Source organism: Marinibacterium profundimaris, from assembly GCF_002210095.1.
GTDB lineage: Bacteria > Pseudomonadota > Alphaproteobacteria > Rhodobacterales > Rhodobacteraceae > Marinibacterium > Marinibacterium profundimaris.
Genome location: NZ_AQQR01000008.1, coordinates 23,393 through 48,696, shown reverse-complemented (window position 1 = coordinate 48,696; position 25,304 = coordinate 23,393). Strand labels below are relative to the sequence as shown.

Here is a 25,304-nt window from a genome sequence, read left to right as displayed (position 1 = left end):
CGCCGCCAAGGCCACCCCGGGCGATTTCCCCATTTTTCCGAGCCAACGAGGAGGCACGGCCATGAAAGACTTCATCATCCCCGATGACCGCGACATGGGCACACCCGCGTCCCGGTCCGCCACCAAGGTTACACTGAGCATCGACGGCTTCCCCGTCACCGTCCCGCAAGGCACCAGCGTCATGCGCGCGGCGGCCGAGGCCGGGCTCGACATCCCGAAGCTTTGCGCCACCGACAGCCTGGAGGCCTTCGGCTCCTGCCGGCTTTGCGTGGTCGAGATCGAGGGCCGGCGCGGCACGCCGGCCTCCTGCACCACGCCGGTGACCGAGGGCATGGTGGTTCACACCCAGTCGAGCAAGGTCAAGAAGATCCGCAAGGGCGTGATGGAGCTGTATATCTCCGACCACCCGCTGGACTGCCTGACCTGCTCGGCCAATGGCGATTGCGAACTGCAGGACATGGCCGGCGCCGTGGGCCTGCGCGACATGCGCTATGAAAGCGGCGCCAATCACTATGACAAGTCCGGCGCCGGGATCCTGGCCCAGGGCGACGCGCGCGCCCGGGCGGCCGAGGGCGATCTGGGCAACCCGCTTTACATCCCCAAGGACGATTCCAACCCCTATTTCAGCTACGATCCCTCCAAGTGCATCGTCTGCAACCGCTGCGTCCGCGCCTGTGAAGAGGTCCAGGGCACCTTCGCCCTGACGATCGAGGGGCGCGGTTTCGACAGCCGGGTTTCGGCCGGCACCCCGCAGGACGATTTCCTGTCCTCCGACTGCGTCAGCTGCGGCGCTTGCGTGCAGGCCTGCCCCACCGCCACGCTGCAGGAGAAATCCATCGCCGAGCTCGGCACGCCGGAACGTTCGGTCATCACCACCTGCGCCTATTGTGGCGTCGGCTGCTCCTTCAAGGCCGAGCTGAACGGCGACGAGCTGGTCCGCATGGTCCCCTACAAGCACGGCAAGGCGAACCGGGGCCACAGCTGCGTGAAGGGGCGGTTTGCCTATGGCTACGCCAACCACGGCGACCGCATCCTGAAGCCGATGATCCGCGACAGCATCGACCAGCCCTGGCAGGAGGTCGAATGGGACGAGGCGCTGAGCTTCGCCGCCAGCCGCATGCGCGGCCTGCAGGAGAAATATGGCCAGCAGTCGATCGGGGTCATCACCTCCAGCCGCTGCACCAACGAAGAGACCTACCTGGTCCAGAAGCTGACCCGCGCGGTCTTCGGCAACAACAACACCGACACCTGCGCCCGCGTCTGCCATTCGCCCACCGGCTATGGGCTGGGCCAGACCTATGGCACCAGCGCCGGCACGCAGGATTTCGACTCGGTTGAGCAATCCGACGTGGTGATGGTGATCGGCGCCAACCCGACCGACGGCCACCCGGTCTTTGCCTCGCGGCTGAAAAAGCGGCTGCGGCAGGGGGCGAAGCTGATCGTCGTCGATCCGCGCCGGATCGACCTGGTGAAATCGGCGCATATCGCGGCCGAACACCACCTGCCGCTGCGCCCCGGCACCAACGTGGCCGTCGTCACCGCGCTGGCCCATGTGATCGTGACCGAGGGGCTTTACGACGAGACCTTCATCCACGAACGCTGCGACTGGGCCGAGTTCAAGGAATACATGGAATTCGTCAGCGACCCGCGCCATTCGCCCGAGGCGACCGCGCTGCTGACCGGTGTCGACCCGCAGACCCTGCGCGAGGCCGCCCGGCTTTATGCCACCGGCGGCAACGGCGCGATCTACTACGGGCTGGGCGTGACCGAGCATTCGCAGGGCTCCACCACAGTGATCGGCATCGCCAACCTTGCCATGATGACCGGCAACATCGGGCGCGAGGGCGTGGGCGTGAACCCGCTGCGCGGCCAGAACAACGTGCAGGGCTCGTGCGACATGGGCTCGTTCCCGCATGAACTGCCGGGCTATCGCCACGTCAAGAACGCCGAGGTCCGCGACCTGTTCGCCGAGGTCTGGGGCGTGCCGATCGACCCCGAGCCGGGGCTGCGCATCCCCAACATGCTGGATGCCGCCGTCGAGGGCACCTTCAAGGGGCTTTACTGCCAGGGCGAGGACATCCTGCAGTCGGATCCCGACACGAAACACGTGGCCGCCGGCCTCGCGGCGATGGAATGCGTCATCGTGCATGACCTCTTCCTGAACGAGACGGCGAATTACGCTCATGTCTTCCTGCCCGGCTCTTCCTTCCTGGAAAAGGACGGCACCTTCACCAACGCCGAGCGCCGGATCAACCGCGTCCGCAAGGTGATGGCGCCGCGCAACGGCTATGCCGACTGGGAGATCACGCAGCTGCTCGCCAATGCCATGGGCGCGGGCTGGCATTACACCCACCCGACCCAGATCATGGACGAGATCGCGGCCACGACGCCCAGCTTCTCCGGGGTGAGCTATGAGCTGCTGGAGCGTGTCGGATCGGTGCAATGGCCCTGCAACGAGGACCATCCCGACGGCACGCCGATGATGCATGTCGACGGCTTCATGCGCGGCAAGGGGAAGTTCATCGTGACCGAATACGTGGCCACCGATGAAAAGACCGGCCCGCGCTTCCCGCTGCTGCTGACGACGGGGCGGATCCTGTCGCAGTACAACGTCGGCGCCCAGACCCGGCGGACGGACAATTCCGTCTGGCACCCCGAGGACGTGCTGGAAATCCATCCCCACGACGCCGAGCTGCGCGGGATCAAGGACAACGACTGGCTGAAGCTGGCCTCGCGCTCGGGCGAGACGACGCTGCGCGCGAAGATCAGCGAGCGGATGTCGCCGGGCGTGGTCTATACCACCTTCCACCACCCGGACACGCAGGCCAACGTGATCACCACGGATTATTCCGACTGGGCCACCAACTGCCCGGAATACAAGGTGACGGCGGTTCAGGTCAGCCTGTCCAACGGGCCGAGCGACTGGCAGGAGGATTACGCAGCCCAGGCCGCGCAATCGCGCCGCATCCTGCCGGCGGCGGAATGACGGTGATGGCCCGGGGCGAGCACATGATGCGGGGCACCGCCATGCGCGACGGGGCTTCGGCCCCCGTCCACCGGCCCATCCCCGAGGAAGTGCCGGTGGCCCTGGTCTACAACGGCTCCACCCAGGCGGTCATGATGGCCACGCCGCATGACCTGGCGGATTTCGCCCTGGGCTTCTCGCTGACCGAAGGCATCGTGACCGAAGCCGCCCAGATCCGCGACCTTGAGGTCCTGCCGCACAGCACCGGGATCGAGATCCGCATGTGGCTCTCGCCCGGGCGCGCCGCGGCGCTGGCGCGGCGGCGGCGGATGATGTCGGGGCCCGTGGGCTGCGGCCTGTGCGGCATCGACAGCCTGGAGGAGGCGACGCGCCCCCTGCCCCGGGTCCGCGACGGGCTGCAGCTGAAGCGGGCCGAGGTGACGCGGGCGGTGGCCGAGCTGTCGTCAATGCAGCCCCTGCGCGACAGGACCCGCGCGGTTCATGGCGCGGGGTTCCTGCAGCCGGGGCATGGCGTGACGCTGGTCCGCGAAGACGTGGGCCGGCACAACGCGCTCGACAAGCTGATCGGCGCGCTGGCGGCCGGCGGCACCGATGCCACCGCCGGCGCCTTCGTGATCACCAGCCGCGTGTCGGTGGAAATGGTGCAGAAATGCGCCATCGCCGGGGCCTCGGTGCTGATCGCGGTCTCGGCCCCCACCGCGCTGGCCGTGCGCCAGGCCGGGGAGGCCGGCCTCACGCTGATCGCCCGCACGCGGGACGACGGCTTTGACACTTTCACCCATCCGGAGCGGATCAAGGACGGAGACGGGCTTCATGTCGCCTGACAAACTTACCTACATGGCCAACCAGATCGCGACCTTCTTCGCGACCCAGCCGGGCGACGACCGCGCAAAGCGCGTGGCCGCCCACATCAACGATTTCTGGCCCCCCACGATGCGGCGGCAGCTGACCGAGAAGATCGCCACGGATGGCGGCACGGGCCTGCACGACCTTGTCCTCGAAGCCGCTGACACGGTCCACCCGCCGGCCGGCTGATCCGGCCATACCCGGCACACAAGACATCGCGCCCCGACGAAGGATCCTTCGTCGGGGCTTTTTTCATCCGGCCAGGGCATGAGGCGGTGCGATTGCAGGGCAGGCGCAGGTTCGATGCGCCTGGGCGATCTGGCCGCGTCGGGCCGTGGCCCGACCGGGGCGCATTCACCCGGTGGATTGCCCACAACAACGACTGGCGGCCCGGCCCAGCGGATACGCTGCGCGGCGTTGGCCTCCACCGTGGAAGGCGCATCGGGACACGCCCGCGCCATCCGACGCCGCTGCTCCGTTCACCGGAATGCATTCACCTGTACCACCGGCGGAAGATGATCTAGAACCCTGGCCTGTAACCACCCGGACCGGGATCCGGGTGGCCCGGCCCCGATGCGCCAGGCCCCCTTTCCCGACCGCCAAGGCATCCCGCGCGCCCCCTAGTCATCCGACGACGGGCCCGGCTTACCCAGCAGAGTCCTCCAACCGCACAAGACAGCACCCGCCATGCAAGACGGCGGGACAGAGAGGTCATCGCGATGCCTGAGCAGCCGACCGCCCCCGAACGGATCCGGGCGATCCAGAGCCGCCTGGACCGGTCCGAGCTTCAGGACGCACTGACGCTGAACGTGGCGGCCCTGCGGCACCACCCGCGCCATCCGCGCCTGATAGCGCAACGGCTGACCATTCTGCGGCAGATGGGGCGGGACGACGACGCGCTTGCCTTCGCCGAAGCCCTGCCGGAGGAGATCCGGACCGGCAAGGTGCTGCACCTCGTTGCCGCGCTGCTGTCCGATTTCGGGCGGCTGGACGAGGCCGAGGCGCTGTTCAACCGCGCGCAGCCCGAGGTCCGCACCATGCCCGGCTACCTTTTGGGCCGGGTGCGGCTGATTTCGCGTCGCCACGGGCTGGCCGAAGGTCTGGCGGCCTGCCGCCGGATGCGCGGCGATCAGGGGCCGCCGCAGCTGCTGCGGGAAGAGGCACAGATCCTGCTGTCGATGGGTCAGCCGAAGGCCGCGCTCGACCTTTTGACCGACATGCTGGACCGGGAGCCCGACGTAACGCTGTTGCAGAGCATTCTGCGCCAGGCGCTTGGTTCCGGACAGACGGCGCAGGTGCACAAGCTGCTGCGCGATCACGCCCCGCGGCTCTCGGGCCTGCCGCTGCCCGCCTATTACGGCGCCCGCGCCTGCGAGGACGACGGCGAACTGGACCGCGCGCTGGCGCTTTCAAGCCAGGGGATCCTCGATTTTCCGGGGCATCTGCAACTGCACGTGCTGCACTGGCGGCTGCTGGCGCTGACCGGGGCGCGGGACGACGCCATCGACGCCGCCATGGCCTTTGCCGAGGCGAACACCGGCAACATCCGGGCCCAGACCGAGGCCGTGCATTTGCTGAACCGGCTTGGCGCCGACACGGCCGTGGATGCCATGCTCGACCGCTGCATGGCGCTCGCGCCTGAGAATACAGGCGTGCTGGTCGCCCGGGCCGAGGTAATGATGACGCGCAAGGATGCCTTTGGCGCCCGCGCCATGCTGGACGGCCTGCCCCCTGACCTGCGCGCGCGCGAGCAGTTGCAGTTCAAGCTGGCTCAGGCCGAGGCGATGACCGACGCGCTGCCGGATGCGATCGCGCGGCTGCACGACCTGACACAGCCACCGAAGGAAAACCTCAACGCCCGGCTCACCGCGGCGCAGGTCTGCGTCCGCCTCGGCCGGCTTGACGCGGCGCGCGGCTATCTCGACGGGCTGGAGGGGGCGCTGCATGAAAGCATGCGGCTGGCCCGGCTGCACATGATCCGCAGCCAGATCGAGGCCGAGGACGGCCGCCCCGGGGCCGCCCATGACGCAATCCTGCGCGCCATCGCCGCCACGCCCGACAACGAAGGCGCCTTGAACCTGCGGACCCGCTATGCGCTGCTGCTGGGCCGGACAGAGGACGCCTGGGAAAGTCACCGGACCGCCACCCGGGCCGGCCAGCACGGCGACCTGACCGGCAACCGCCTGAACAAGACGCAGCAGAGCCTGCACGGACAGCTGGTGAACGAATACCGCCTGCAGCTGATCGGTGAAGACCTGGCTCTCTGCGAAGCCGGGGCGCCACAGGACGCGGCGATCCGCCATTTCAAGGACCGGGTCGATGCCAACCCCGCCGCGACGCCGCTGGGCATCTGCCTGTTCTCGGCCATGTTCCGCGCAGGGCGGATCCCGGACCAGCCTTCCGCCGGTGCGCCGGACGCCGCCATTCCCCGCAAGCTTTGGCAGTACTGGGACAAGCCCGAGGCGCCGGCCCAGGTCGAGGCCTTGTTTCAGCGCAACGCGGCGCTGAACCCGGATTTCGAATACCGCCGCTTCGACCGCGCCTCGGCCATGGCCTATCTTTTCGAGAAGGGCGAGACCGAGGCCCTGCGCGGCTTCCGCCTGTCGCCGCATCCGGCGGCTCAGGCCGACCTTCTGCGGCTGGCGCTGCTGTGGCACGAAGGCGGGGTCTACATGGATGCCGACGATCTCTGCATCGCGCCGCTGTCCAAGGTCCTGCCGGCCGGCCTGCGCCTGGCCGCGGTGCTGGAGGAATGGATGAGCGTCGGCAACAACTTCATCGCCGTGCGCCCCGGCGATCCGATCATCCGGGCCGCGCTGGACGATGCGGCCGGGGCGTTCAACGCGTCGATGGGGGAATCCATCTGGCTGGCCACGGGCCCGGGCGCGATGACGCGGGCCATGGCCCGGTTCGGGGTCGGGACGGACGGGACGCTGGCGCCGGGGATCTGGCTGCCGCCGATGCCGCGCCTGCGGCAGATCCTGGCACCGCATATCGTGCTGTCCTACAAGGGATCCACCGATCACTGGATCGCACAGAACCGCCAGATCCCGGGCGAGGACGCGTCGCGGCGGCGTCCCCCGGCCGGCCCGGACAGGCACCGGGTCCGGCCCGCCTGATGCAGCGGGCCGGACCTTTTGTCAGGGGCGGGCTCAGGCCGCGATCTTGCCGGCCAGCTGTGCCTTGATCGCCGCCGGCACCTGCCGGGCGCTCATCGCGCGCGGCAGCGGCAGTTCGACCATTTCGGGCACGTCGCCGTAAAGCGCTTCGAACTCGGCGTAGTTGTCGAAGACCCGGCGGCTGACGTTGTCGATGAAGGTCTCGGCCATCGCACCGTTGGCGAAGAGGATCTCATGCTCTTCGGTCTCGACATGGTAGACGGTGTAGCGATCGCCCATCTCGGCCAGCGGCACCTGGATGATCGAGCTGCCATTGACCAGCGCGCCGGCATGGCAGAGCACGCCGCCCACAAGCATCGCGTGGTCGGCGGTGACCGTCAGATCGGACTGCGGCAGGCCCCCGCCCAGCGAACCGGCGGCGAAGCGGACCGGCATCAGGCGCTCGGCCGCGCCAAAGCGCGTCGACACCGTCTGGCGGCCGACCCATTTCACCGCGATCTCGCGCCCGGACTCGGTCCGGATCATGTCGCCGATCTTCAGGTCCTGCACCGCGACCTCGCCCTCGGGCGTGGCGATCCGGGTGTCGGTGAGGAAGCAGTTGGCCACCTCCGCGTCTGCGTCCTGGGTGATGGCCATGCCCGAGGTGAAGTCATCCGCCGACAGCTCACCGTTATGCGGGATGTATAGCGCGTCGGTGTAGGTGTATTCGAAGGCCGCGTAGTCCTCGCCGTTCACGTTGACGGTATAGCCCGAGTAGGTGAACCCGTTGTAGATCCAGTAATCGCCCGGCGTCGCCGTGCCCGAGTTGTCGGCATCAAAGAACGTGCCGTCGTAATCGGTGACATTGACAGCCTCATCGAAGGTCACGGTGCCGCCGCCAGTGACCGTGGGACTGGCAAGCGAGATGTATTCGGTCGTGGATGCGTTAGGCATGATTTTCTCCTTAACAACCTGGTGTTGAACAGGATTTATGGCGGCGGCTTACCTGTCCCGGACGACATACAAGACCGTTCACCGATCCGGAAGAAAAAACCTTCTATTTCTATCAGGAATCTGTGCGCCCCTGGATTTCGGGTATGATCCTGGCCATTCAGACGCCGTCCAGAACGCAGGGAAAGACCCGCGCGCAGGCCGACCGGGCCAGGTGACACTGCGGCACAGGCCGCAGGGACCGCGGCTTGCACGGGCTGAAATCCTGAGCCGGAGGGGACAGGCGTCCCGCGTCCTGAGACACTGGGTGCCACGGGACGCGCCGCGCCGGACGCAGCCTCATGCGTAGGTACGGTCCTCGATCGGCGTGACTTCGATGGTCTCGAGAAGCCGGCCGAGCAGCAGCTCTTCGGCGCGGTTCTTGACGGCCCGCGGGTTCCAGACCACGTGCACGTCGATGGCCGGCAGGTTCTCGTAGGGCGGCACCTGCCAAAGCTGCCCGTCGGAAACGTCGCGGGCCGCCACGTGCACCGGCAACGGCCCGACCCCCAGCCCCGCGACGATCATGCGGCGGACCTCTTCAAGGTGGCTCGACAGGCCGGTGATGCGCTGGCCCAGCTCGGCCTCGGCCCGCATCAGCGTCACCGGTTTCAGCGCATCCTGCAGCCGGTCGGTTTCGAAACTGACCGAGGAATGCCCCGCCAGGTCCGCCCGTTGCAGGTTCTCGCGCCCGAAAAGCGGATGCGGCGGGCCGCAGAACAGGCCGAAGAACTCGCGGTAGAGCCGCCGGTATTCCATCGCCGGGTCGCGCTCACGCACCAGGCAGACAGCGAACGAAGCCCGCTTGGCCGCGACCTCGGCAATGGCGTCGGCGCTGGAATGAACCTCCATCGCGAGGGTCGCATGGGGGTGGTCGGCGTGGAATTCGCTGAGAACGCGATCAAATAACGGGCAGACCACATGCGAGGCCATGGTCAGACGCACATGGCCCTGCACGTGGTCGGTCAGCTCGCGCATCAGCGTCGACAGCCGCAGGACCGAGCCGTTGATCTCCACCGCCTCGCGGTGCAGCAGCCGGCCGGCATCGGTCAGCTCGTATTCCCCGGGCGAGCGGTCAATCAGCTTTCGCCCCATCCGATCTTCCAGCCTTTTCAAGGCCATGGAGACCGACGGCTGTTTCAGGCTCAGCCTCTGGGCGGCCTCGGTGATGGAATGGCTTTCGGCCAGGACGACGAAGGTCCGCAGCAGGTTCCAGTCCAGCGTGCGGGCCATCCGTTCGGCCAGGTAGCGGGGATCGTCCGGTGGAATCCGGCCAGCCATCAACGTCACCTATATTCACCATTTCTGGTATCTATTTGATCTATATCCCGGGCCTTCGCAAGCTTTTCGCAGCACAGCACCCAACCCGAGTCGCCGATGTCCGTAGAAGCCCGCGAAGCCCGACAGCCCTGGATCCTGCTCAGCCCCGCGCTGACCGCGATCCTCTTGCTGCTGGTGGTGCCGCTGATCTTCATCCTGGTCTACAGCTTCTGGCTGCGCACGGCGACGGGGGCGGATATCGCCGGGTTCCACCTGGACAACTGGCAGGAGGCGCTGACCGACCGGTTCTATCGCGACATCCTGCTGAACACGCTCAAGATTTCGGCGATCACGACGATCGTCTGCGCGCTGATGGGCTATCCGGCGGCCTATTTCATCGCCCGGGCGCGGGGCAACAAGGCGATCCTGCTGCTGCTCCTGATGCTGCCGTTCTGGATCAGCTACATCATCCGCACGATGTCCTGGATCAACATCCTGGGCGTCTCGGGCGCGCTCAACACCTTTCTGCTTTGGACCGGCGTGATCGGAGAGCCGGTCCAGATGCTCTACAATCAGACCACCGTGATCCTGGGCCTGGTGCATTTCCTGCTGCCCTTCATGGTGCTGAACGTCTTCGTGTCGCTCGACGGGATCGACACCAACCTCGAGGACGCCGCCAATTCGCTGGGCGCGACCCGGTGGGAGAGCTTCCTGCAGGTGACATTGCCGCTCTCGCTGCCCGGCCTCGCCGCCGGAGGGCTACTGTGCTTCGTGCTGGCGGCCGGGACCTACATCACCCCGCTGGTGCTGGGCGGGCCGACGGATGCGATGTTCGCCAACCTCGTCTTCGAGGCGATCATCACGCAGCTGAACTGGCCGCTGGGCTCGGCGCTGAGCCTGATGCTGCTGGCGGTGCTGGGCGTGCTGGTGATGATCTACAACCGCTACCTGGGCATGGCCCAGCTGATGAAGGGGCTGGGCTGATGGGTTGGGCACTGATCCGCGGCTGGGCGATCCTGGTCTATATCTTCATGTTCCTGCCGGTGGCGGTGGTCGTGCTGCTCAGCTTCAACGCCTCGCAGTTCGGCAGCTTTCCGATGACCGGCTTCTCGTTCCGCTGGTTCGTGGAACTGGCCAACAACGACGCCATCCTGCGCGCCTTCCGCACCTCGCTGATCCTCGGGCTGCTGACGGCGCTGATCTCGACCACGCTGGGCGTGCTCGCGAGCCTGGCGCTGGTGCGTTACACGGTGCCCGGGACCAACGCGATCTCGACCCTGCTGATCGCGCCAATCCTTGTGCCCGAGGTCGTACTGGCCGTGGCGCTCCTGCTGTTCCTCAACTTTCTCGGCATCAACAAGAGCTTCACGCTGCTGCTCTTCGGCCACGTGATCTTTACCCTGCCCTTCGTGATTCTCGTGGTGCAGGCGCGCCTGGTCTCGATCCGGCGCGACGTGGAAGAGGCGGCGATGAGCCTCGGCGCCAGCCCGATGGAGACGTTCTTCCAGATCACCCTGCCGCTGATGCTGCCGGCGGTTCTGGCCGGCGGGCTCTTTGCCTTCACCATCAGCTTCGACGACATCACCGGCACGCTCTTCTGGAAGCCCGGCGGGGTGGAAACCGTGCCGACCCAGATCTTCGCGATGCTGCGCAATTCGATCAGCCCCGAGATCAACGCGCTCGGCACGGTGATGATCGTCATGACCGTGGGCCTGCCGCTGCTTGGCGCGGCCATCGCCCGCAGGATTTCAACAACCAGCGGCACCTAGAACCGCATCCCCCGACAGATCCGACAAGGAGTGAAAGAATGACCAAGAAGATGGACAACACCACCCGATACGAACGCCTTCTGGACCGTTATCGCAACGGCGATATCGACCGGCGCAGCTTTCTCGGCCTGATCGGCGCGGCGGGCCTGGCCTATGGCGTGCAGACGCCCTTCGCCCGTCACGCGCTGGCCGCCACCGACCAGGTGCGCTTCGACGGCTGGGGCGGTGTCGTGTCCGAAGCCTTCCGGCAATACGCCTTCGATCCCTTCACCGCCAAGACCGGCATCGCCGTGGTCGACGGCACATTTGGCGGTGGCGACGAATACCTGTCGCGCGTGAAGGCCAGCCAGCCGGGCGAGTACAACATCGCGCACCTCTCCGGTGTCTTCGACTATGCGCGCTACGCCGGGCTGGGCTTTGCGTCCGAGCTGAACGAGGCGAATATCCCGAACCTCGAATACGTCATTCCGAAGCTGGTCGACGTCTACCGCCCGATCACCGACGGCAAGATCTCCTGCGTGCCTTACGACTACGGCACCACGGGCATCGCCTATAACCGCAAGTACATCTCGGACGAGGAGATGCAGGAGAAGGGCGCCAGGATCCTCATCGACGAGGCCTACAAGGGCAAGATCTCGGGCTGGAGCGACTGGCGCACGCGCATCTGGTTCGGCGCGCTTCAGACCGGGCAGGACCCGAACGACGCCGAGGACATGGACGCCGTCTGGGACGCGATCCGCACCCATCGCGACCTGTCGCTGAAATACTGGACCTCGGGCGCCGAGCTGATGAGCCTGCTGGCCGAGGAAGAGATCTATGTCACCGAGGGCTGGTCAGGCCGGATCTATGCGCTGCAGGAGCAGGGCCACGACATCGGCTACATGGATCCGCCCAACGGCTACGGCTGGCAGGAATGTCTCTTTGTCATCAAGGGCTCGCCCATGGAGGCCTGCGAGGAGCTGCTGAACTTCATGCTGGCGCCCGAGACCTCGATCGCGGTGGCCGAGGGGCAGAATTATCCGCCCGCGCTTGATCCCAACAAGGTCGACCTGGGCGAAAAGATCCCGACCCTGCCCGCCTTCGATCCGACCGGCACGCTGTCGGGCCTGACCTTCGCCAACCCGACCTACTGGAACGGGCACGAGGCCGACTGGTCCAAGACCTTCGGCCGCGTCCAGAAGGGCTACTAAGGGCCTGCGGGCGGGGGCATCGCGCCCCCGCCCCGTTTCATTCCACCCGTTGATCTCCAGGACAAAAGCCAGATGAGCTCCGTTTCCCTCCGAAACATCGTGAAGCAGTTCGGCACCTTCACGGCCGTCCACAAGGCCAACCTCGAGATCCCCGAGGGCGCCTTTGTCACGCTGCTGGGCCCGTCGGGCTGCGGCAAGACGACGAACCTGCGGATGATCGCCGGGCTGCTGGATCCGACCGAGGGCGAGATCCTGATCGGCGGCAGGCGGGTCAACGACATCCCGATCCACAAGCGCAACCTTGGCATCGTCTTCCAGAACTACGCGCTGTTCCCGCACAAGACCGTGGCCGAGAACGTGGCCTTCGGGCTGAAATACCGCGACGTGCCGAAATCCGAGGTGCCCAAACGCGTGCAGGCCGCGCTGGACCTGGTGCAGCTGCCCAACGTGGGCGACCGCTATCCCAAGGCGCTGTCAGGCGGGCAGCAGCAGCGCATCGCGCTGGCGCGCGCCATCGTCATCGAACCCGACGTGCTTTTGCTGGACGAACCGCTCTCGGCGCTGGATGCCAACCTGCGCGAGGACATGCGCGTGGAGCTGAAGCGCATCCAGGACCAGATCGGCGTCACCACCGTCTTCGTCACCCACGACCAGTCCGAGGCGCTGGCCATGTCAGACCAGATCGTCGTCATGAGCGCCGGCCGGATCGAGCAGGTCGGCACGCCGGAGGAGGTCTACAACACCCCGGCCTCGGAATTCGTGGCCAATTTCCTGGGCGCGTCGAACATCATGAAAGGCCAGTGCGCCGCCGCCGGGCCGGACGCGATCCGGGTGGAGACCCCGGTCTTCGGCCCCGTCGACGTGCCCTCGGCCAAGGCCGGCGGCGTCGCCAACGGCCCCGCCAAGCTGGTCCTGCGGGCCGAGAAGCTTACGCTGATGGACACTTCGGCCGACACATCCGGCATGATCTCGGCCCCCGCCACCATCGAGACGGTCGACTACCAGGGCCAGACCGTCCGCTACTTCCTGCGGGTCGGTGAGCACCAGTTGCAGGCCATCAACCTGATCGACGAACGCCCCTTCCCGCAGGGCGCCACCGTCACCGCCGCCTTCCGCGCCAAGGATTGCGCGGCGCTGCCCGGCGCTTGAGAAAGACATGAGATGAGCAACCTCTTCTACCAGGGACGCGGGCGCAAACCGGTGCTGGACCAGGCCCGGGGCCTTTACATGTGGGACACCGACGGCAAGCGCTATCTCGACGGATCGTCGGGCGCGATGGTCTGCAACATCGGCCATTCCGACCCCGACGTGCTGGCCGCGATGCGGCGGCAGATGGAGAAATCCACCTTCGGCTACCGGCTGCATTTCGAAACCGAAGCGTCCGAGAAACTGGCCGCGCGCCTGGCCGGCCTGATGCCCGAGCACCTGACGCGGGTGTTCTTCGTCTCGGGCGGGTCCGAGGCGGTGGAAAGCGGGATGAAGATGGCCCGGCAGCACGCGCTGGCCACCGGGCAGGGCAGCCGCTGGAAGGTGATCTCGCGCCAGCCCAGCTATCACGGCTGCACGCTGGGCGCGCTGGCGGTCACGGGCTATGCCGCGCTGACCGACCCGTTCGAGCCGATGATGCGCATGATGCCCCGCGTACCCGCGCCCCGCGCCTATCTCGACGGGCTGGACCCCGATGACGAGGCGACGGGCCACCACTATGCCGACATGCTGGAACAGCGGATCCTGGAGGAAGGGCCGGAGACCGTGCTGGCCTTCATCCTCGAGCCCGTCGGGGGTGCATCGACCGGCGCGCTGGTCCCGCCGAAGGGCTACATGGAGAGGATCCGCGAGATCTGCGACCGCCACGGCGTGCTGCTGATCCTCGACGAGGTGATGACCGGCGCCGGCCGCACCGGCACCTTTCTGGGGGCCGAGCACTGGGACCTGCGCCCCGACATCGTCGTGATGTCCAAGGGTCTTGGCGCGGGCTACGTGCCGCTGGGCGCGATGATCGTGGACGAACGGCTGGTCGAGCCGGTGCTGGATGCCGGGGGTTTCGCCCATGGTTTCACCTATGCCGGCAACCCTCTGGCCTGCGCCGCGGGCCTCGCCGTGGTGGACGTGATCGAGAACAAGGGTCTCTGCGCCAATGCCGCCACCATGGGCGGCACGCTGATCGCCCGCCTGCACGGGCTGATGCAGAAGCACGAGATCATCGGCGACGTGCGCGGCAAGGGCCTGCTGACCGCTTTCGAATTCATGTCGGACCGCGATGCCAAGACGCCCCTGCCGCGTGAGCTGAACGCCTACCAGCGCTTCGTCGATATCGCCTACCAGCGCGGCCTGATCGTCTATTCCCGGCGCACCCATGACGGTTATTCCGGCGATCACATCCTGGTCTGCCCGCCGCTCATCGCGACCGAAGATCACCTGGACGAAATCATCGACGGGCTCGACGCCTCGCTCGATCAATTCGCGGCCGAGATCGCGCCGCAACTGGCCTGACCCATGTCGAAGATCCTCATCACCTGCGCTGTCACCGGGTCGATCCACACGCCCTCGATGTCGCCGCACCTGCCCGTCACCCCGGACCAGATCACCGCACAGGCCGTGGAGGCCGCCGAGGCCGGGGCGTCGATCCTGCACCTGCACGCGCGCGATCCGCAGACGGGCCAGCCCTCGGCGCGGCCCGAGGATTTCATGGCCTTCCTGCCGCGCATCAAGCAGGCCAGCGATGCCGTCCTGAACATCACCACCGGCGGCAGCGCGGTGATGACACTGGACGACCGGCTGGCGGCGCCGAAGCAGGCCGAGCCCGAGATGTGTTCGCTGAACATGGGGACGATGAACTTCGCGCTTTATCCCGCCGCCGCGCGGATCACCGACTGGAAGCACGACTGGGAAAAGCCGTTCCTCGAAGGCTCCGACGATCTGGTGTTCAAGAACACCCCCCGCGACATCGCCCGCATCCTGACCGAAATGGGCACCGAGCGTGGTGCACGGTTCGAATTCGAATGCTACGACGTCAGCCATCTCTACATGCTGCGCCATTTCGTCGATCGCGGGCTGGTGCAGGCGCCGTTCTTCATCCAGTTCGTCTTTGGCGTCCTCGGCGGGATCGGGCCTGACCCGGAGAACCTCGATCACATGAAGCGCATCGCCGACAAGCTTTTCGGGGATGACTACCAGTTCTCGGTTCTGGCCGCCGGGCGGCACCAGATCCCCTTCGTCACCATGTCGGCGGCGATGGGCGGGCACGTGCGCGTGGGGCTGGAGGACAGCCTGATGATCGCGCGCGGGCAACTGGCGAAGACCAACGCCGAACAGGTCGCCAAGATCCGCCGCATCGTCGAGGACCTCGGCCGCGAGGTTGCAAGCCCGGCCGAGGCGCGCGAGATGCTGGACCTGAAGGGTGCGGACAGGACAGCGATCTGATGGATGTGACACTGCGGCTGGCGGAACAGGCGGATGCGGAAGCGCTGAACGAGGCGCTGCGCCAGCTTTCCACCGATCTGGGCGATGTGCACCGGGCGACCCCTGACGACCTGCGCCGCCTGGGCTGGGGGCCCCATCCGACCTTCCGGGCGATGCTGGCGCTGGAGGGCGACATGGTGGTCGGCGTGTCGTTCTATTCGCCCTACGTCTCCACCGTCTTCGGCGCCTCGGGGATCTATGTCTCGGACCTCTGGAGCGCGGAGAAGATGCGCGGCCAGGGCCTTGGCCCCCGCCTGCTGGCCGCAACGCTGAAGGACGGAGAGGCCACATGGGGCGCGCGGTTCCTGAAGCTCGACGTCTATCACACCAGCCCGGACGCCCGGCGCTTCTATGACCGGCTGGGCTTCCGCCCGGCCGACCACGCGACCAAGATGATACTGGACGAGGCCGCCTGCACGGCCCTGAAAGGCACCATATGAAAGCCGTTTTCGACGACCGCCAATGGGTCCACGACCCGCAGCATTTCATGGCCAACGGGGCGTTGCAGCCCAACCCCGAACAGCCCCGGCGGATCGAGATCCTGACGGCCGGAGCCGAAGCCGCCGGCTGTACCTTCCGGGCCCCCGATGACGCCGGCCTGGGCCCCATCGCCGCGCTGCATTCGCCGGAGTACCTGACCTTCCTCGAAACCATCTACCCCCGCTGGCAGCGGATCGAAGGTGCGGGCGCCGAGGTCATCCCGAATATCCACCCCGCAAGCCGCACCGACAGCTACCCGAAATCCGCCGTGGGACAGGCCGGGTTCCACCAGGCCGACACCGCCTGCCCCATCGCCGCCGGCACGTGGGAGGCCGCCTACTGGTCCGCCCAGACCGCCATCACCGCCGCCGATCTGATCAGGGGCGGAGAGCGCGCCGTCTATGCCCTGTCGCGCCCGCCGGGGCACCATGCCTTCGGGGATCTCGCCGGGGGCTTCTGCTTTCTCAACAATTCCGGGATCGCCGCCGAGCGGCTGCGCGCCGCCGGCCTGCGTCCGGCCATTGTCGATGTCGACGTGCATCACGGCAACGGCACGCAGGGCATCTTCTACGACCGCGACGACGTGCTGACCGTGTCGATCCACGCCGACCCGGCCCGCTTCTACCCGTTCTTCTGGGGCCACGCGCAGGAGCGTGGCGAGGGCCGGGGTCTGGGCTTCAACCTCAACCTGCCCCTGCCCCGCAAGACCGGCGACGACGATTATATGGCCACGCTCGACACCGCCCTGCAGCGGGTCCGCAGCTTCGGCACCGACGTGATCGTCGTGGCGCTCGGCCTCGACGCGTCCATCGACGACCCGTTCCAGGGCCTCGCCGTCACGCAGGAGGGCTTTGCCCGCATCGGCGCCGCCTTCGCCGAGACCGGCCTTCCCGTGCTTTTCGTGCAGGAGGGCGGCTATGTCTCTGATACGCTCGGCGCCAACCTGACGCGCGTGCTGGGCGGCTTTCAGGAGGCCGCGTGACCCGGGCCGACATCATCGTCATCGGCGGCGGCATCGCCGGGATCAGCGCCGGCGCACGGCTGGCCGAGCACATGTCGGTCCTGCTCCTGGAGGCCGAGCCGCAGCTTGGCTACCATTCCACGGGCCGGTCCGCCGCGATCTACATCCGCAACTACGGCAACGCGACCCTGCGCGCCCTGAACGCCGCCTCGGAACCCTTCTTCGACGCGCCCGAGGGCGTCTCGGACACCTCCCTGCTGTCCCCGCGCGGCGAGATGCTGCTGGCCACCGAGGCCGAGCTGGACGAACTGGCCGCGTATGCCGCCGAGGCGGAGGGGATGGAGCAGCTGACCCCGGAGCAGGCGGTGGAGCTGGTGCCGATCCTGCGGCGCGAGCCCATCGCCGCAGCCGCTATCGAATGGTCCGCCCGGGACATCGACGTGGACCGGATGCTGTCCGGCTACACCCGCCTGCTGAAGGCGCGCGGCGGGCAGATCGTGACCGGGGCGCCGGTCACCGGCCTGGCCCGGCAGGACGGCACATGGCAGGTCCGCACCGGCACCGGCACCTACAGCGCCCCGATGATCGTGAACGCCGCCGGCGCCTGGGCGGGCGAGATCGGCGCTATGGCCGGCGCCATCCCGATCACCCTGACGCCCCTGCGCCGCTCGGCCGCGATACTACCCGCGCCCGAGGGGCACGACGTCCGCGACTGGCCGCTCTTCGCCTCGGCCTCCGAAAGCTGGTATGCCAAGCCCGAGGCCGGCAAGCTGATGGTCAGCCCCGCCGACGAGGACCCGGTCGACCCCCACGACGCCTGGCCCGACGACATGGTTCTGGCCGAGGGGCTGCACCGGTACGAACAGGCCGTCACCGTGCCCGTCACGCGGGTCGAGACCTCGTGGGCCGGCCTGCGCACCTTCACCGCCGACCGCACCCCGGTCGCGGGGTTCGATCCCCTGCTCGACGGCTTCTTCTGGCTGGCCGGACAGGGCGGCTATGGCGTCCAGACCGCCCCGGCCCTGTCCGAGTTCTGCGCGGCTTGCTGCGCGGGGCTCGCGCCCGGATTGCCCGACAGCGTGAGAACGGCGCTGGCCCCGGAGAGGCTGAGCCCGCCGGTCTGACCGCGAAGCGCAGGTCCTCGGCGTCTCGGCCCCGCACTGCCATGGATGCCCGGCGGCGCGGGCCGGGCCGGTCATGCGCAAAATCGCCCCGGGGCGTTACGGCGGGCACCCGTCACCAATGGCACGCCACCCGCCCCGCCGGGGTAGGCTGCGCGTTGTCCGCGCTCAGAACCTGTAGGCCGCCCCGAGGATCGGGCCGGACTGGCTGAACTGGAACCGGCTGCCATCGGTCGTGTGATCGACCGAGATGTAGCGATATCCGCCGCGCAGGAGCCAGTTGTCGGTCAGCGCGTAGTCGACGGTGACAAGGGCCTGCCAGGTTTCGCTGTCATCGCTGAAGCCGCCGTAGTCGAAAAAACCGGTTCCCGTCCACCGGTCGGCCAGCCTGACACGGGCGCGCAGGCCGATGACCGGATCGACCCAGCTGTCGTCGCTGGAGGCGGACCGCCCCGGGGATGTTCCGGGCTGCAGGCGCAGCGTTGTATCGGTATCGAACCAGCGGAAGCCGCCGGCAAGGTCGATGGCGGCGCTGGGGTCCTCGTAGACACGATAGGCCACGTAGCCGTTCATGATCTGCGTCTTCACCGAGGTGTCGAGGCCGGAATAGGCCGGGTCCGCGACAGCCGAATTGAAGCCCAGGTCATAGTACATGTAGTCGAGCAGGAAGCTCCACTTGCCGTTGGTGGCCGCGAAGCCGCCCATGAAGGCCATGTCCAGGTTGTCCAGGGCATCGCTGAAACTGAGCGAGCTTTCGATCGGCCCCGCCGCGGTCCCGATCGTGGTGTCAGTCCGGGGCATGAACAGGTAGAGTGTGCCCTCGTAGCTCCAGCCCGTCGACTGGGCCGAGGCGGGCTGTGCCGCACCGGTCGCAAGAGCGATGCAGGCGGCCGTGGTCATCTGTTTCAAGGTGGTCATTTCGCGTTCCCTTTCACGAACCCGCTCCGGATCACGCGGGATCGAGGCAATATGGCGCCGCGTTTGGCAGGATCGCCGGTCCGGACAGGGAACAGTGTATCACGAGGGAACCGCCACGGCTTGGCATTCCTGTACGCCGATCCTGTCCGGTGGGCGACGCCGGTCCGCGCAGAGAGCGACCTTTGCAAGCGGCACGGACGGCGCTATCCGTGCGTGCGACGACCCTGCCCGCCAAGGTCCTCTCCGGGTCAGTCCCGCGGACCGATTGCGCCCGGGCATCCCGAAACTCGAACGTGGAGATCCAACAATGGCCACCACCGGCAAGCAACTGTTCACCACCCTGGACGCAGACGGGACGCTGACCGTCGCGATCGAGGACGTGACCGTACCCGATCCGACCGGCAACCAGGTTCTCGTGAAGATGGAAGCGGCGCCGATCAACCCGTCGGACCTTGCCATCCTGGTCGGCGCGGCCGATCTGGAAAGCGCCAGCTTCGAGCCGGGCAAGTTCGTCGCGAAGGTGCCCGAGCCGTTCAACACCGGGTCCAAGGCCCGGCACGGGCTGAAGCTGCCGGCCGGGAACGAAGGCGCCGGCACGGTTGTCGCCACAGGCGACAGTGACACGGCCAAGGCGCTGATGGGGCAACGCGTCTCCTGTGTTCCGGGCAATGCCTACAGCCAGTACTGCATCGCCGATGCGTCCATGTGCCTGCCGCTGGGCGATCATACGGCCGAGGACGGCGCAAGCGCCTTCGTCAATCCCATGACCGCCCTGGGTTTCGCCGAGAATGCCAGGATGGACGGGCAGGACGCGATCCTGCACACGGTCGGCGCCTCGAACCTGGGCCAGATGCTGACCCGCATCTGCAAGGCAGACGGCATCGGCCTGGTCAACATCGTGCGCAAAGACAGCCAGGTCGATCTGCTCAAGAAGATCGGGTCCACCCATGTGGTCAATTCTTCGAACGACGACTTCATGGAGCAGCTGAGCGCCGCGATCGACGACACCGGCGCCTTCTACGGCTTCGATCCGATCGGGGGCGGCAAGTCGGTCGACAACGCCTTCAAGGCTATGGAACGGGTCGCGGTGAGCCGGATGACCGAATTCTCTCGCTATGGTTCGAACCAGCCGAAACGGATGTTCATCTACGGGCGCCTCGACACCGGCGTGACGACCCTGTCGCCCAGCTACGGCTTTGGCTGGACCCTGTCAGGCTGGCTGCTGTTTCCCTTCCTCCAGGCCGCCGGGGCCGAAACCGTCGCCCGCATGCGCAAACGCGTGCTCGACAATCTGACGACCACCTTTGCCAGCCACTACAAGACGCGCGTCAATCTCGACGAGATGCTCACCAAGGATGCCGTGACCGATTATCGGGCGATGAAGACGGGCGAGAAGTACCTCGTCACGCCCTGGTCCTGATATCGGGTCCTGTCCCGGACCATTGCCCGCAACCCTTCCCCGGTCGAGCGCGTCACGCGCGCGTGACCCGGGGGCAGACCACGGCGGGCCACTGGACGTGAACAGGCGCAATGAGATGAAGCCGCCGCGCCATCGCAAAGCGGGCGTCACGGGTGAGGCGGATCTGTCCCGCCTCATCCGACCACCGTCTCAGAGCGGCAGGCGCTGCCGCGCGAGCGTCGTCCAGTAAGAGCAGCCCCATGCGATCACATCGTCGTTGAAATCGTATTCGGGGTGATGCAGTGCCGCCGACGGCCCGTTGCCGACATTGATCAGCGCGCCCGGCACTTCGTTGAGCATGAAGGAAAAGTCCTCACCGCCCAGCGTCTGCGGCATGTCGAGGTGAACATTCTCGACGCCTGCCACCTCCTGCGCGGCCCGGGCGGCCAGCTCTGTTTCTCTTTCGTGGTTGACGGTGACCGGGTAGTGCCGCGTGTACTCCAGCCTGCCTTGCGCGCCGAAGGCCGCCGCGATGTTCTCGACCATCGCGCCAAGCCTCTCTTCGATCATGTCGCGCGCCTCTTCTCGCAACGTGCGCACGGTCCCTGTCAGCGTCACGTCCTGCGGAATGACGTTGAAGGCGTTGCCGGCGTGGATCGTGCAGAGCGAGATCACGGCGGAATCGATCGGATCCAGGTTGCGGGACGTCAGGGTCTGCACGGCCTGCAACAGGGCCCCCGCGATCGGCAGCGGGTCTATCGTCTCGTCCGGGCGGGCCGCATGGCCGCCGCGACCGGTGATGGTGATCTTCATCTCGTCGACAGAGCCCATGATCGGCCCCGAGTTGATCGTGAACTGCCCGACGGGCAGGTTCGGGCGGTTGTGCATCGAATAGACCTCGTTGCACGGCCAGCGGGTGAACAGCCCGTCCTCGATCATGGCACGGGCCCCGGCGCCGCCTTCCTCCGCGGGCTGGAAGATGACGATGACCGTCCCGTCGAAGGCCCGGCTGTCGGCCAGGTGACGCGCCGCGCCCAGCAGCATCGCGGTGTGGCCGTCATGACCGCAGGCATGCATCTTGCCCGGCACCTGCGAGGCCCAGGGCTTGCCGGTGGCCTCCTCGATCGGGAGTGCGTCCATGTCCGAGCGCAGGCCGATCATCCGGCCGGACGTGTTGCTCTGGCCGTGGATGACACCGACGACGCCGGTGCGTCCGATGCCTTCGTGCACCTCGTCCACGCCCGCCTCGCGCAGCGCCTCGGCCACCTTGGCCGCGGTCCGGTCGACGTCGTAAAGCAGTTCGGGATTCATGTGCAGGTCGCGGCGAAACTCTGTCAGCTCGCCGGCCAGCTTGGCCACCCAGTTTTCGACAGCCATTCAGGCCCCCTTCTTCATGCGGTAACGAAAATCACAATGGCTCGCGCCCTTCATGATGGTCTGCGTGCGGGTCATCTCGATATCGGGATTGTAGCCGATGCAGAAATCCCCATCCCGGTTGCAGGACAGCAGGTGCCCGATGTCGCCCAGCCCCATGTCGCGGTACATTTCCGCGTAGCGGCATTTGACGACGTTGAAGTCCATCTTCTCTTCGGACATCTCGACCGGCTCGATCCGCAGCGCATCCTCGCGCGTCCAGTTGGGCTGGATCGCGGCGAAATCGGTCAGGTCGGGCGCGCGGCCCAGCTCTTCTGCCAGCATCTGCCCCTGCTCGATCGCGGACTTGGAGCAGGCGGCGCCGATCACGGCCTCGGCCTCTTCGCGGCCCGAGCGTTCGGTGATCACGTCCAGCACGTGCTTGAGCATCATCGCCTCGATGCGGCGACGCAGGAGGATGGGAATGTCGTTGAGGTCCATGCCTGTCCGTGCGGTGTCCTCATCGCCCGGGATCTGGGTATCGGTCAAAGGTTGATCTCCTTCTTGTCCTGTCGTTTCAGCCAGGTCAGGTAAGCGGGCGCCACGCGCCGGACGATGGCATGCGCCGGGAAGGCCCAGGGTTCGGTGACCGGCAGCGCCAGTTCGTCTTCTGGCTGGCCGGTGGCGGCACGGGCCAGTTCGCGGCCCAGCGACGTGCCAAGCGCCACGCCGCGTCCGTTGCAGCCCACCCAGGCCCAGCCATCGGGGCCGATCTTGTGGACACGCGGGAAACGGTCCCAGTTCATGCCGATGTAGCCGGACCACACATGGGTCATCTCGGGCACGCCAAGTTCGGGGAAGGCCTCGGCCAGACTGTTCGCCGCCTTGCGTCGCACCCGGTTCTCGACATCGACATTCCCCATCACCGCGCCGCCGGTAATCAGCCGGTTGCGGGCGTCGTAGCGGAAGAACCTAAGATCGCCGCGCGTATCCGACACGGCCTGCCGGCCGGGCAGAAGCTTTGCGAGCAGGTTGTCGCCAACGGGCTTCGTCGCCATCTGCCAGCTGAGGACCGGCACGACAGAGCGCGCGATCCGGGGTGCAAGCCGCGGTGCGATCTGCCCGGTATAGGCGTTGGTCGCCAGGATCAGGGCGCGCGCCTTCAGCGTGCCCTGCGCGGTGCGGATCACCCAGTCCTGGCCGACCCGGTCGAAGGACGTCACCGGGCTGTCCTCGTGCAGGGTTGCGCCGAGGTCTTCGGCCACGCGGGCCATCTCGCGGGCGAGGGCCAGCGGATTGATATGCCCGCCGGTCGGATTGTACATGCCGCCGTACCAGAAGCTGCTGCCGAGTATCTCGGCGGTTTCCTCGGCGGTCTTCAGCTCTGCCGGGAAACCGAAGCGCTGCCAGGCGTCCACGCGTTTGCGCGAGAGCGCCACGCGGCCCGGGCTGTGCGCGGGCTGGAACCAGCCGCTTTGCTCGGCCTCGGCCTGCATGTCGAAGTCCCGCACGAGGTCGAACAGGACGTCCGCCGAATTGCCGATCAGGTCCACCATGCGGCGGCCGGCATCGCCGTAGCGGGCGACCCAGACATCGGGTTCGGCCGAGGTCAGAATGGGAATGACCTGCCCGTTGTTGCGCCCCGAGGCGCCCCAGCCGGCGGCATTGGCTTCGACCACCGTCACCTCGTGCCCCCGGCGCCGTGCCTCGATCGCGGCGGAAAGGCCGGTGAAGCCCGCGCCGATGATGGCAACGTCGGTTTCCGCAGCCCCTTTCAGCGGGGCCGAGGGCACGCGGTCGGGCGCGGTCGCGGCCCAGAGCGAATTGGGAAAGGCGGCTCCCATCAGGCGGTTTCCTTCTTGCGGCTTGCTTCATGCGGCAACCAGAACCAGCGCAGCGATTCCTCTTCCGGGGAAAAGTCCTGTCGTTCCTGCCGGTCGGGCCCGGGGCACGTGTCGGCCAGCCGCCGTGCCTCGCTCAGGCAGGTGGCAAAATCGGGCACGGTCTCGGGATCGGATGCCGCGCCCTGCCACAGCGCCGACAGGTTCTCCGGCGTGGTGTCCCGGACCGGGCTTTTGGCGCGCCAGATCCCGTGCACCGCGTCCAGCTCGTAATGCGGCATGAGGTCGAGCCCCTTTTCCGCGATGAAGCCGATCGCGGCGGCGATCCTGTCCACGTCGTCCTCGTCGAAGAACCAGTTCACGCCGAACCGCGCCCAGCCGGGGCGGAAGATCGACAGGCCGCGCTGCACGGCGGCCTCGTGGCGGGCGCTGGTGGCCTCGTCGATGTCCAGCAGCGCGTGGCCATATGGCCCCGCACAGGAACAGCCGCCACGGGCCTGGATGCCGAACAGGTCGTTGAGCAGCGCGACGACATAGTTGTGATGCAGAAGCCTGTCACCGACCCGCAGGTTGAACGAGAAGATGCCCAGCCGCGGCATGTTGGTCGGCCCGAGCAGTTCAAGCCCCGGAATCGCCCGCAGCGCGCCTTCCATCCGGCGGGTCAGCACGGTTTCCCGCGCCTCGATGCGCGCCTCGTCCATGTCGCACTTCAGCTGCATGACCATGCCGGCACGGATGTTGTCGACGATCGCGGGGGTGCCGCCCTCTTCGCGGTCTTCCGTGCTGCTGATATAGCTGTGTCCGGACGCGGTCACGTAGCTGACGGTGCCGCCGCCGGAGACCGTGGGCCGCGCGGTGGCGAGCAGCCCGTGGTCCGCGATCAGCACGCCCGAGGCCCCGGGCCCGCCGGGATACTTGTGCGGCGACAGTACGGCGGCGTCGATCCTGTCATCCGCGCCAGGGCCGGTTTCGGCCAGCCGGACGGGGATATAGGGCGCGGCGGCGGCGAAATCGGCCACGCAGATCCCGCCATGCTCATGCATCAGCCGGGCGATGCCGCGCAGATCGGTCAGCACGCCGGTGACGTTCGACGCGGCCGAGAAGGCGCCAACCTTGATGGCGGCGCCGGCATTGGCCAGCAGCTGGGTCTTCAGGGTCTCAAGGCAGATGGTGCCCGCCTCGTTCAGCGGAATGCGGATCAGCCTGGCCCCGCATTCCCGCCACGGCAGGTCGTTGGAATGATGCTCGTACGGGCCGACAAAGACCACGCCCTCGGACAATCCCTGCATAGCCATGGCACGGGTCAGCTTGTCCACCGCGCCGGTCGCCCCGGCGCCGGTGAAGATGACCGCATGCCGGTCATCCGCGCCCACGGCGGTGCGCACGGCCTCGCGGGCCATCTCGCGCAGCTCGGTGGTGCGGCGGCCGACGAACGAGGTTTCTGTGTGGGTATTGCCGTAATAGGGCAGGACATGGGTCCGTATCGCGTCTTCGATAAAAGCCAGCGCGCGCCCCGAGGCGACGTAATCGGCGTATAGCAGCGCGCGGGGTCCGAAGGGGCCGGAGATCGCCGTCCCCTCTCCGATCATGGCGCGGCGTATGTCTTTGAATTCAAGTGACATCGTATTTC

21 protein-coding genes are annotated in these 25,304 nt (G+C 67.3%); 14 read left to right on the top strand and 7 right to left on the bottom strand.

The genetic code is table 11. The features are described from left to right. The first annotated feature begins 61 nt into the window (after positions 1-61). The 4 genes from fdhF (at position 62) to ATO3_RS17635 (ending at position 6,951) form a co-directional block, all read left to right on the top strand. The gene (fdhF, locus tag ATO3_RS17650; protein ID WP_088651218.1) at positions 62-2,986 is read left to right on the top strand and encodes a formate dehydrogenase subunit alpha; all 2,925 of its coding nucleotides are present in this window, start codon (positions 62-64) and stop codon (positions 2,984-2,986) included. Next, positions 2,983-3,810 (top strand): formate dehydrogenase accessory sulfurtransferase FdhD, encoded by an 828-nt coding sequence (gene fdhD, locus ATO3_RS17645; protein ID WP_088651217.1) that lies wholly within the window; start codon positions 2,983-2,985, stop codon positions 3,808-3,810. Before fdhF ends, fdhD begins: the two co-directional genes overlap by 4 nt. Beyond that, complete coding sequence (locus ATO3_RS17640; RefSeq protein WP_088651216.1) at positions 3,800-4,021, top strand: formate dehydrogenase subunit delta; 222 nt, start codon at positions 3,800-3,802, stop codon at positions 4,019-4,021. The genes fdhD and ATO3_RS17640 overlap by 11 nt, the downstream gene beginning before the upstream one ends. A gap of 530 nt (positions 4,022-4,551) precedes the next feature. After that, complete coding sequence (locus tag ATO3_RS17635; RefSeq protein WP_088651215.1) at positions 4,552-6,951, top strand: glycosyltransferase; 2,400 nt, start codon at positions 4,552-4,554, stop codon at positions 6,949-6,951. Positions 6,952-6,984: 33 nt separating this feature from the next. Here the strand turns inward: ATO3_RS17635 and ATO3_RS17630 are convergent, their stop codons facing one another. Both ATO3_RS17630 and ATO3_RS17625 read right to left on the bottom strand, forming a co-directional pair. Beyond that, positions 6,985-7,884 carry a Hint domain-containing protein gene (locus tag ATO3_RS17630; RefSeq protein ID WP_088651214.1) on the bottom strand — a complete coding sequence of 300 codons (900 nt, stop codon included), beginning with the start codon at positions 7,882-7,884 and terminating at the stop codon, positions 6,985-6,987. A 336-nt stretch (positions 7,885-8,220) separates the two neighbouring features. After that, complete coding sequence (locus ATO3_RS17625) at positions 8,221-9,201, bottom strand: LysR family transcriptional regulator (RefSeq protein WP_088651213.1); 981 nt, start codon at positions 9,199-9,201, stop codon at positions 8,221-8,223. Positions 9,202-9,297: 96 nt separating this feature from the next. Between ATO3_RS17625 and ATO3_RS17620 the strand changes: the two genes are divergently transcribed. The 9 genes from ATO3_RS17620 (at position 9,298) to ATO3_RS17580 (ending at position 18,166) form a co-directional block, all read left to right on the top strand. After that, a complete protein-coding gene (locus ATO3_RS17620; protein WP_088651212.1) occupies positions 9,298-10,164 on the top strand; it encodes an ABC transporter permease in 867 nt (288 codons plus the stop codon). Further along, on the top strand, positions 10,164-10,949 hold the full coding sequence (locus ATO3_RS17615; RefSeq protein WP_088651211.1) for an ABC transporter permease: 786 nt from the start codon (positions 10,164-10,166) through the stop codon (positions 10,947-10,949). Before ATO3_RS17620 ends, ATO3_RS17615 begins: the two co-directional genes overlap by 1 nt. Positions 10,950-10,999: 50 nt before the next feature. Further along, complete coding sequence (locus tag ATO3_RS17610; protein WP_088651337.1) at positions 11,000-12,139, top strand: extracellular solute-binding protein; 1,140 nt, start codon at positions 11,000-11,002, stop codon at positions 12,137-12,139. Positions 12,140-12,211: 72 nt separating this feature from the next. Further along, positions 12,212-13,288, top strand: coding sequence for an ABC transporter ATP-binding protein (locus tag ATO3_RS17605; protein WP_088651210.1), 1,077 nt, complete (start codon positions 12,212-12,214; stop codon positions 13,286-13,288). Between the two features lie 12 nt (positions 13,289-13,300). Then, the gene (locus ATO3_RS17600) at positions 13,301-14,632 is read left to right on the top strand and encodes an aminotransferase family protein (RefSeq protein WP_088651209.1); all 1,332 of its coding nucleotides are present in this window, start codon (positions 13,301-13,303) and stop codon (positions 14,630-14,632) included. A gap of 3 nt (positions 14,633-14,635) precedes the next feature. Next, the gene (locus ATO3_RS17595) at positions 14,636-15,562 is read left to right on the top strand and encodes a BKACE family enzyme (RefSeq protein WP_088651208.1); all 927 of its coding nucleotides are present in this window, start codon (positions 14,636-14,638) and stop codon (positions 15,560-15,562) included. Then, on the top strand, positions 15,562-16,041 hold the full coding sequence (locus ATO3_RS17590; protein WP_088651207.1) for a GNAT family N-acetyltransferase: 480 nt from the start codon (positions 15,562-15,564) through the stop codon (positions 16,039-16,041). Before ATO3_RS17595 ends, ATO3_RS17590 begins: the two co-directional genes overlap by 1 nt. Further along, entirely contained in the window at positions 16,038-17,063 is a 1,026-nt protein-coding gene (locus tag ATO3_RS17585) for a histone deacetylase family protein (RefSeq protein WP_088651206.1), read from the top strand. The genes ATO3_RS17590 and ATO3_RS17585 overlap by 4 nt, the downstream gene beginning before the upstream one ends. Further along, positions 17,060-18,166: an NAD(P)/FAD-dependent oxidoreductase gene (locus ATO3_RS17580; protein WP_088651205.1), complete on the top strand. Its 1,107-nt coding sequence runs from the start codon at positions 17,060-17,062 to the stop codon at positions 18,164-18,166. Before ATO3_RS17585 ends, ATO3_RS17580 begins: the two co-directional genes overlap by 4 nt. Positions 18,167-18,331: 165 nt before the next feature. On the opposite strand, the gene ATO3_RS17575 is transcribed toward ATO3_RS17580, so the two are convergent. Further along, positions 18,332-19,081 carry an outer membrane protein gene (locus tag ATO3_RS17575; protein ID WP_088651204.1) on the bottom strand — a complete coding sequence of 250 codons (750 nt, stop codon included), beginning with the start codon at positions 19,079-19,081 and terminating at the stop codon, positions 18,332-18,334. Between the two features lie 307 nt (positions 19,082-19,388). On the opposite strand from ATO3_RS17575, the gene ATO3_RS17570 reads away from it, so the two are divergent. After that, the gene (locus ATO3_RS17570) at positions 19,389-20,501 is read left to right on the top strand and encodes a zinc-binding dehydrogenase (protein ID WP_088651203.1); all 1,113 of its coding nucleotides are present in this window, start codon (positions 19,389-19,391) and stop codon (positions 20,499-20,501) included. A gap of 189 nt (positions 20,502-20,690) precedes the next feature. On the opposite strand, the gene ATO3_RS17565 is transcribed toward ATO3_RS17570, so the two are convergent. From ATO3_RS17565 to ATO3_RS17550, 4 genes are read right to left on the bottom strand one after another with little or no spacing between them, the layout of a single operon-like run. Beyond that, positions 20,691-21,857, bottom strand: coding sequence for a M20 aminoacylase family protein (locus tag ATO3_RS17565; protein WP_088651202.1), 1,167 nt, complete (start codon positions 21,855-21,857; stop codon positions 20,691-20,693). Then, complete coding sequence (locus tag ATO3_RS17560) at positions 21,858-22,382, bottom strand: L-2-amino-thiazoline-4-carboxylic acid hydrolase (RefSeq protein ID WP_233152199.1); 525 nt, start codon at positions 22,380-22,382, stop codon at positions 21,858-21,860. Next, positions 22,379-23,677, bottom strand: a complete 1,299-nt coding sequence (locus ATO3_RS17555; RefSeq protein WP_088651201.1) for an NAD(P)/FAD-dependent oxidoreductase — start codon at positions 23,675-23,677, stop codon at positions 22,379-22,381. Before ATO3_RS17555 ends, ATO3_RS17560 begins: the two co-directional genes overlap by 4 nt. After that, a complete protein-coding gene (locus tag ATO3_RS17550) occupies positions 23,677-25,296 on the bottom strand; it encodes an aminotransferase class V-fold PLP-dependent enzyme (protein ID WP_088651200.1) in 1,620 nt (539 codons plus the stop codon). The genes ATO3_RS17555 and ATO3_RS17550 overlap by 1 nt, the downstream gene beginning before the upstream one ends. Positions 25,297-25,304 lie beyond the last annotated feature (8 nt).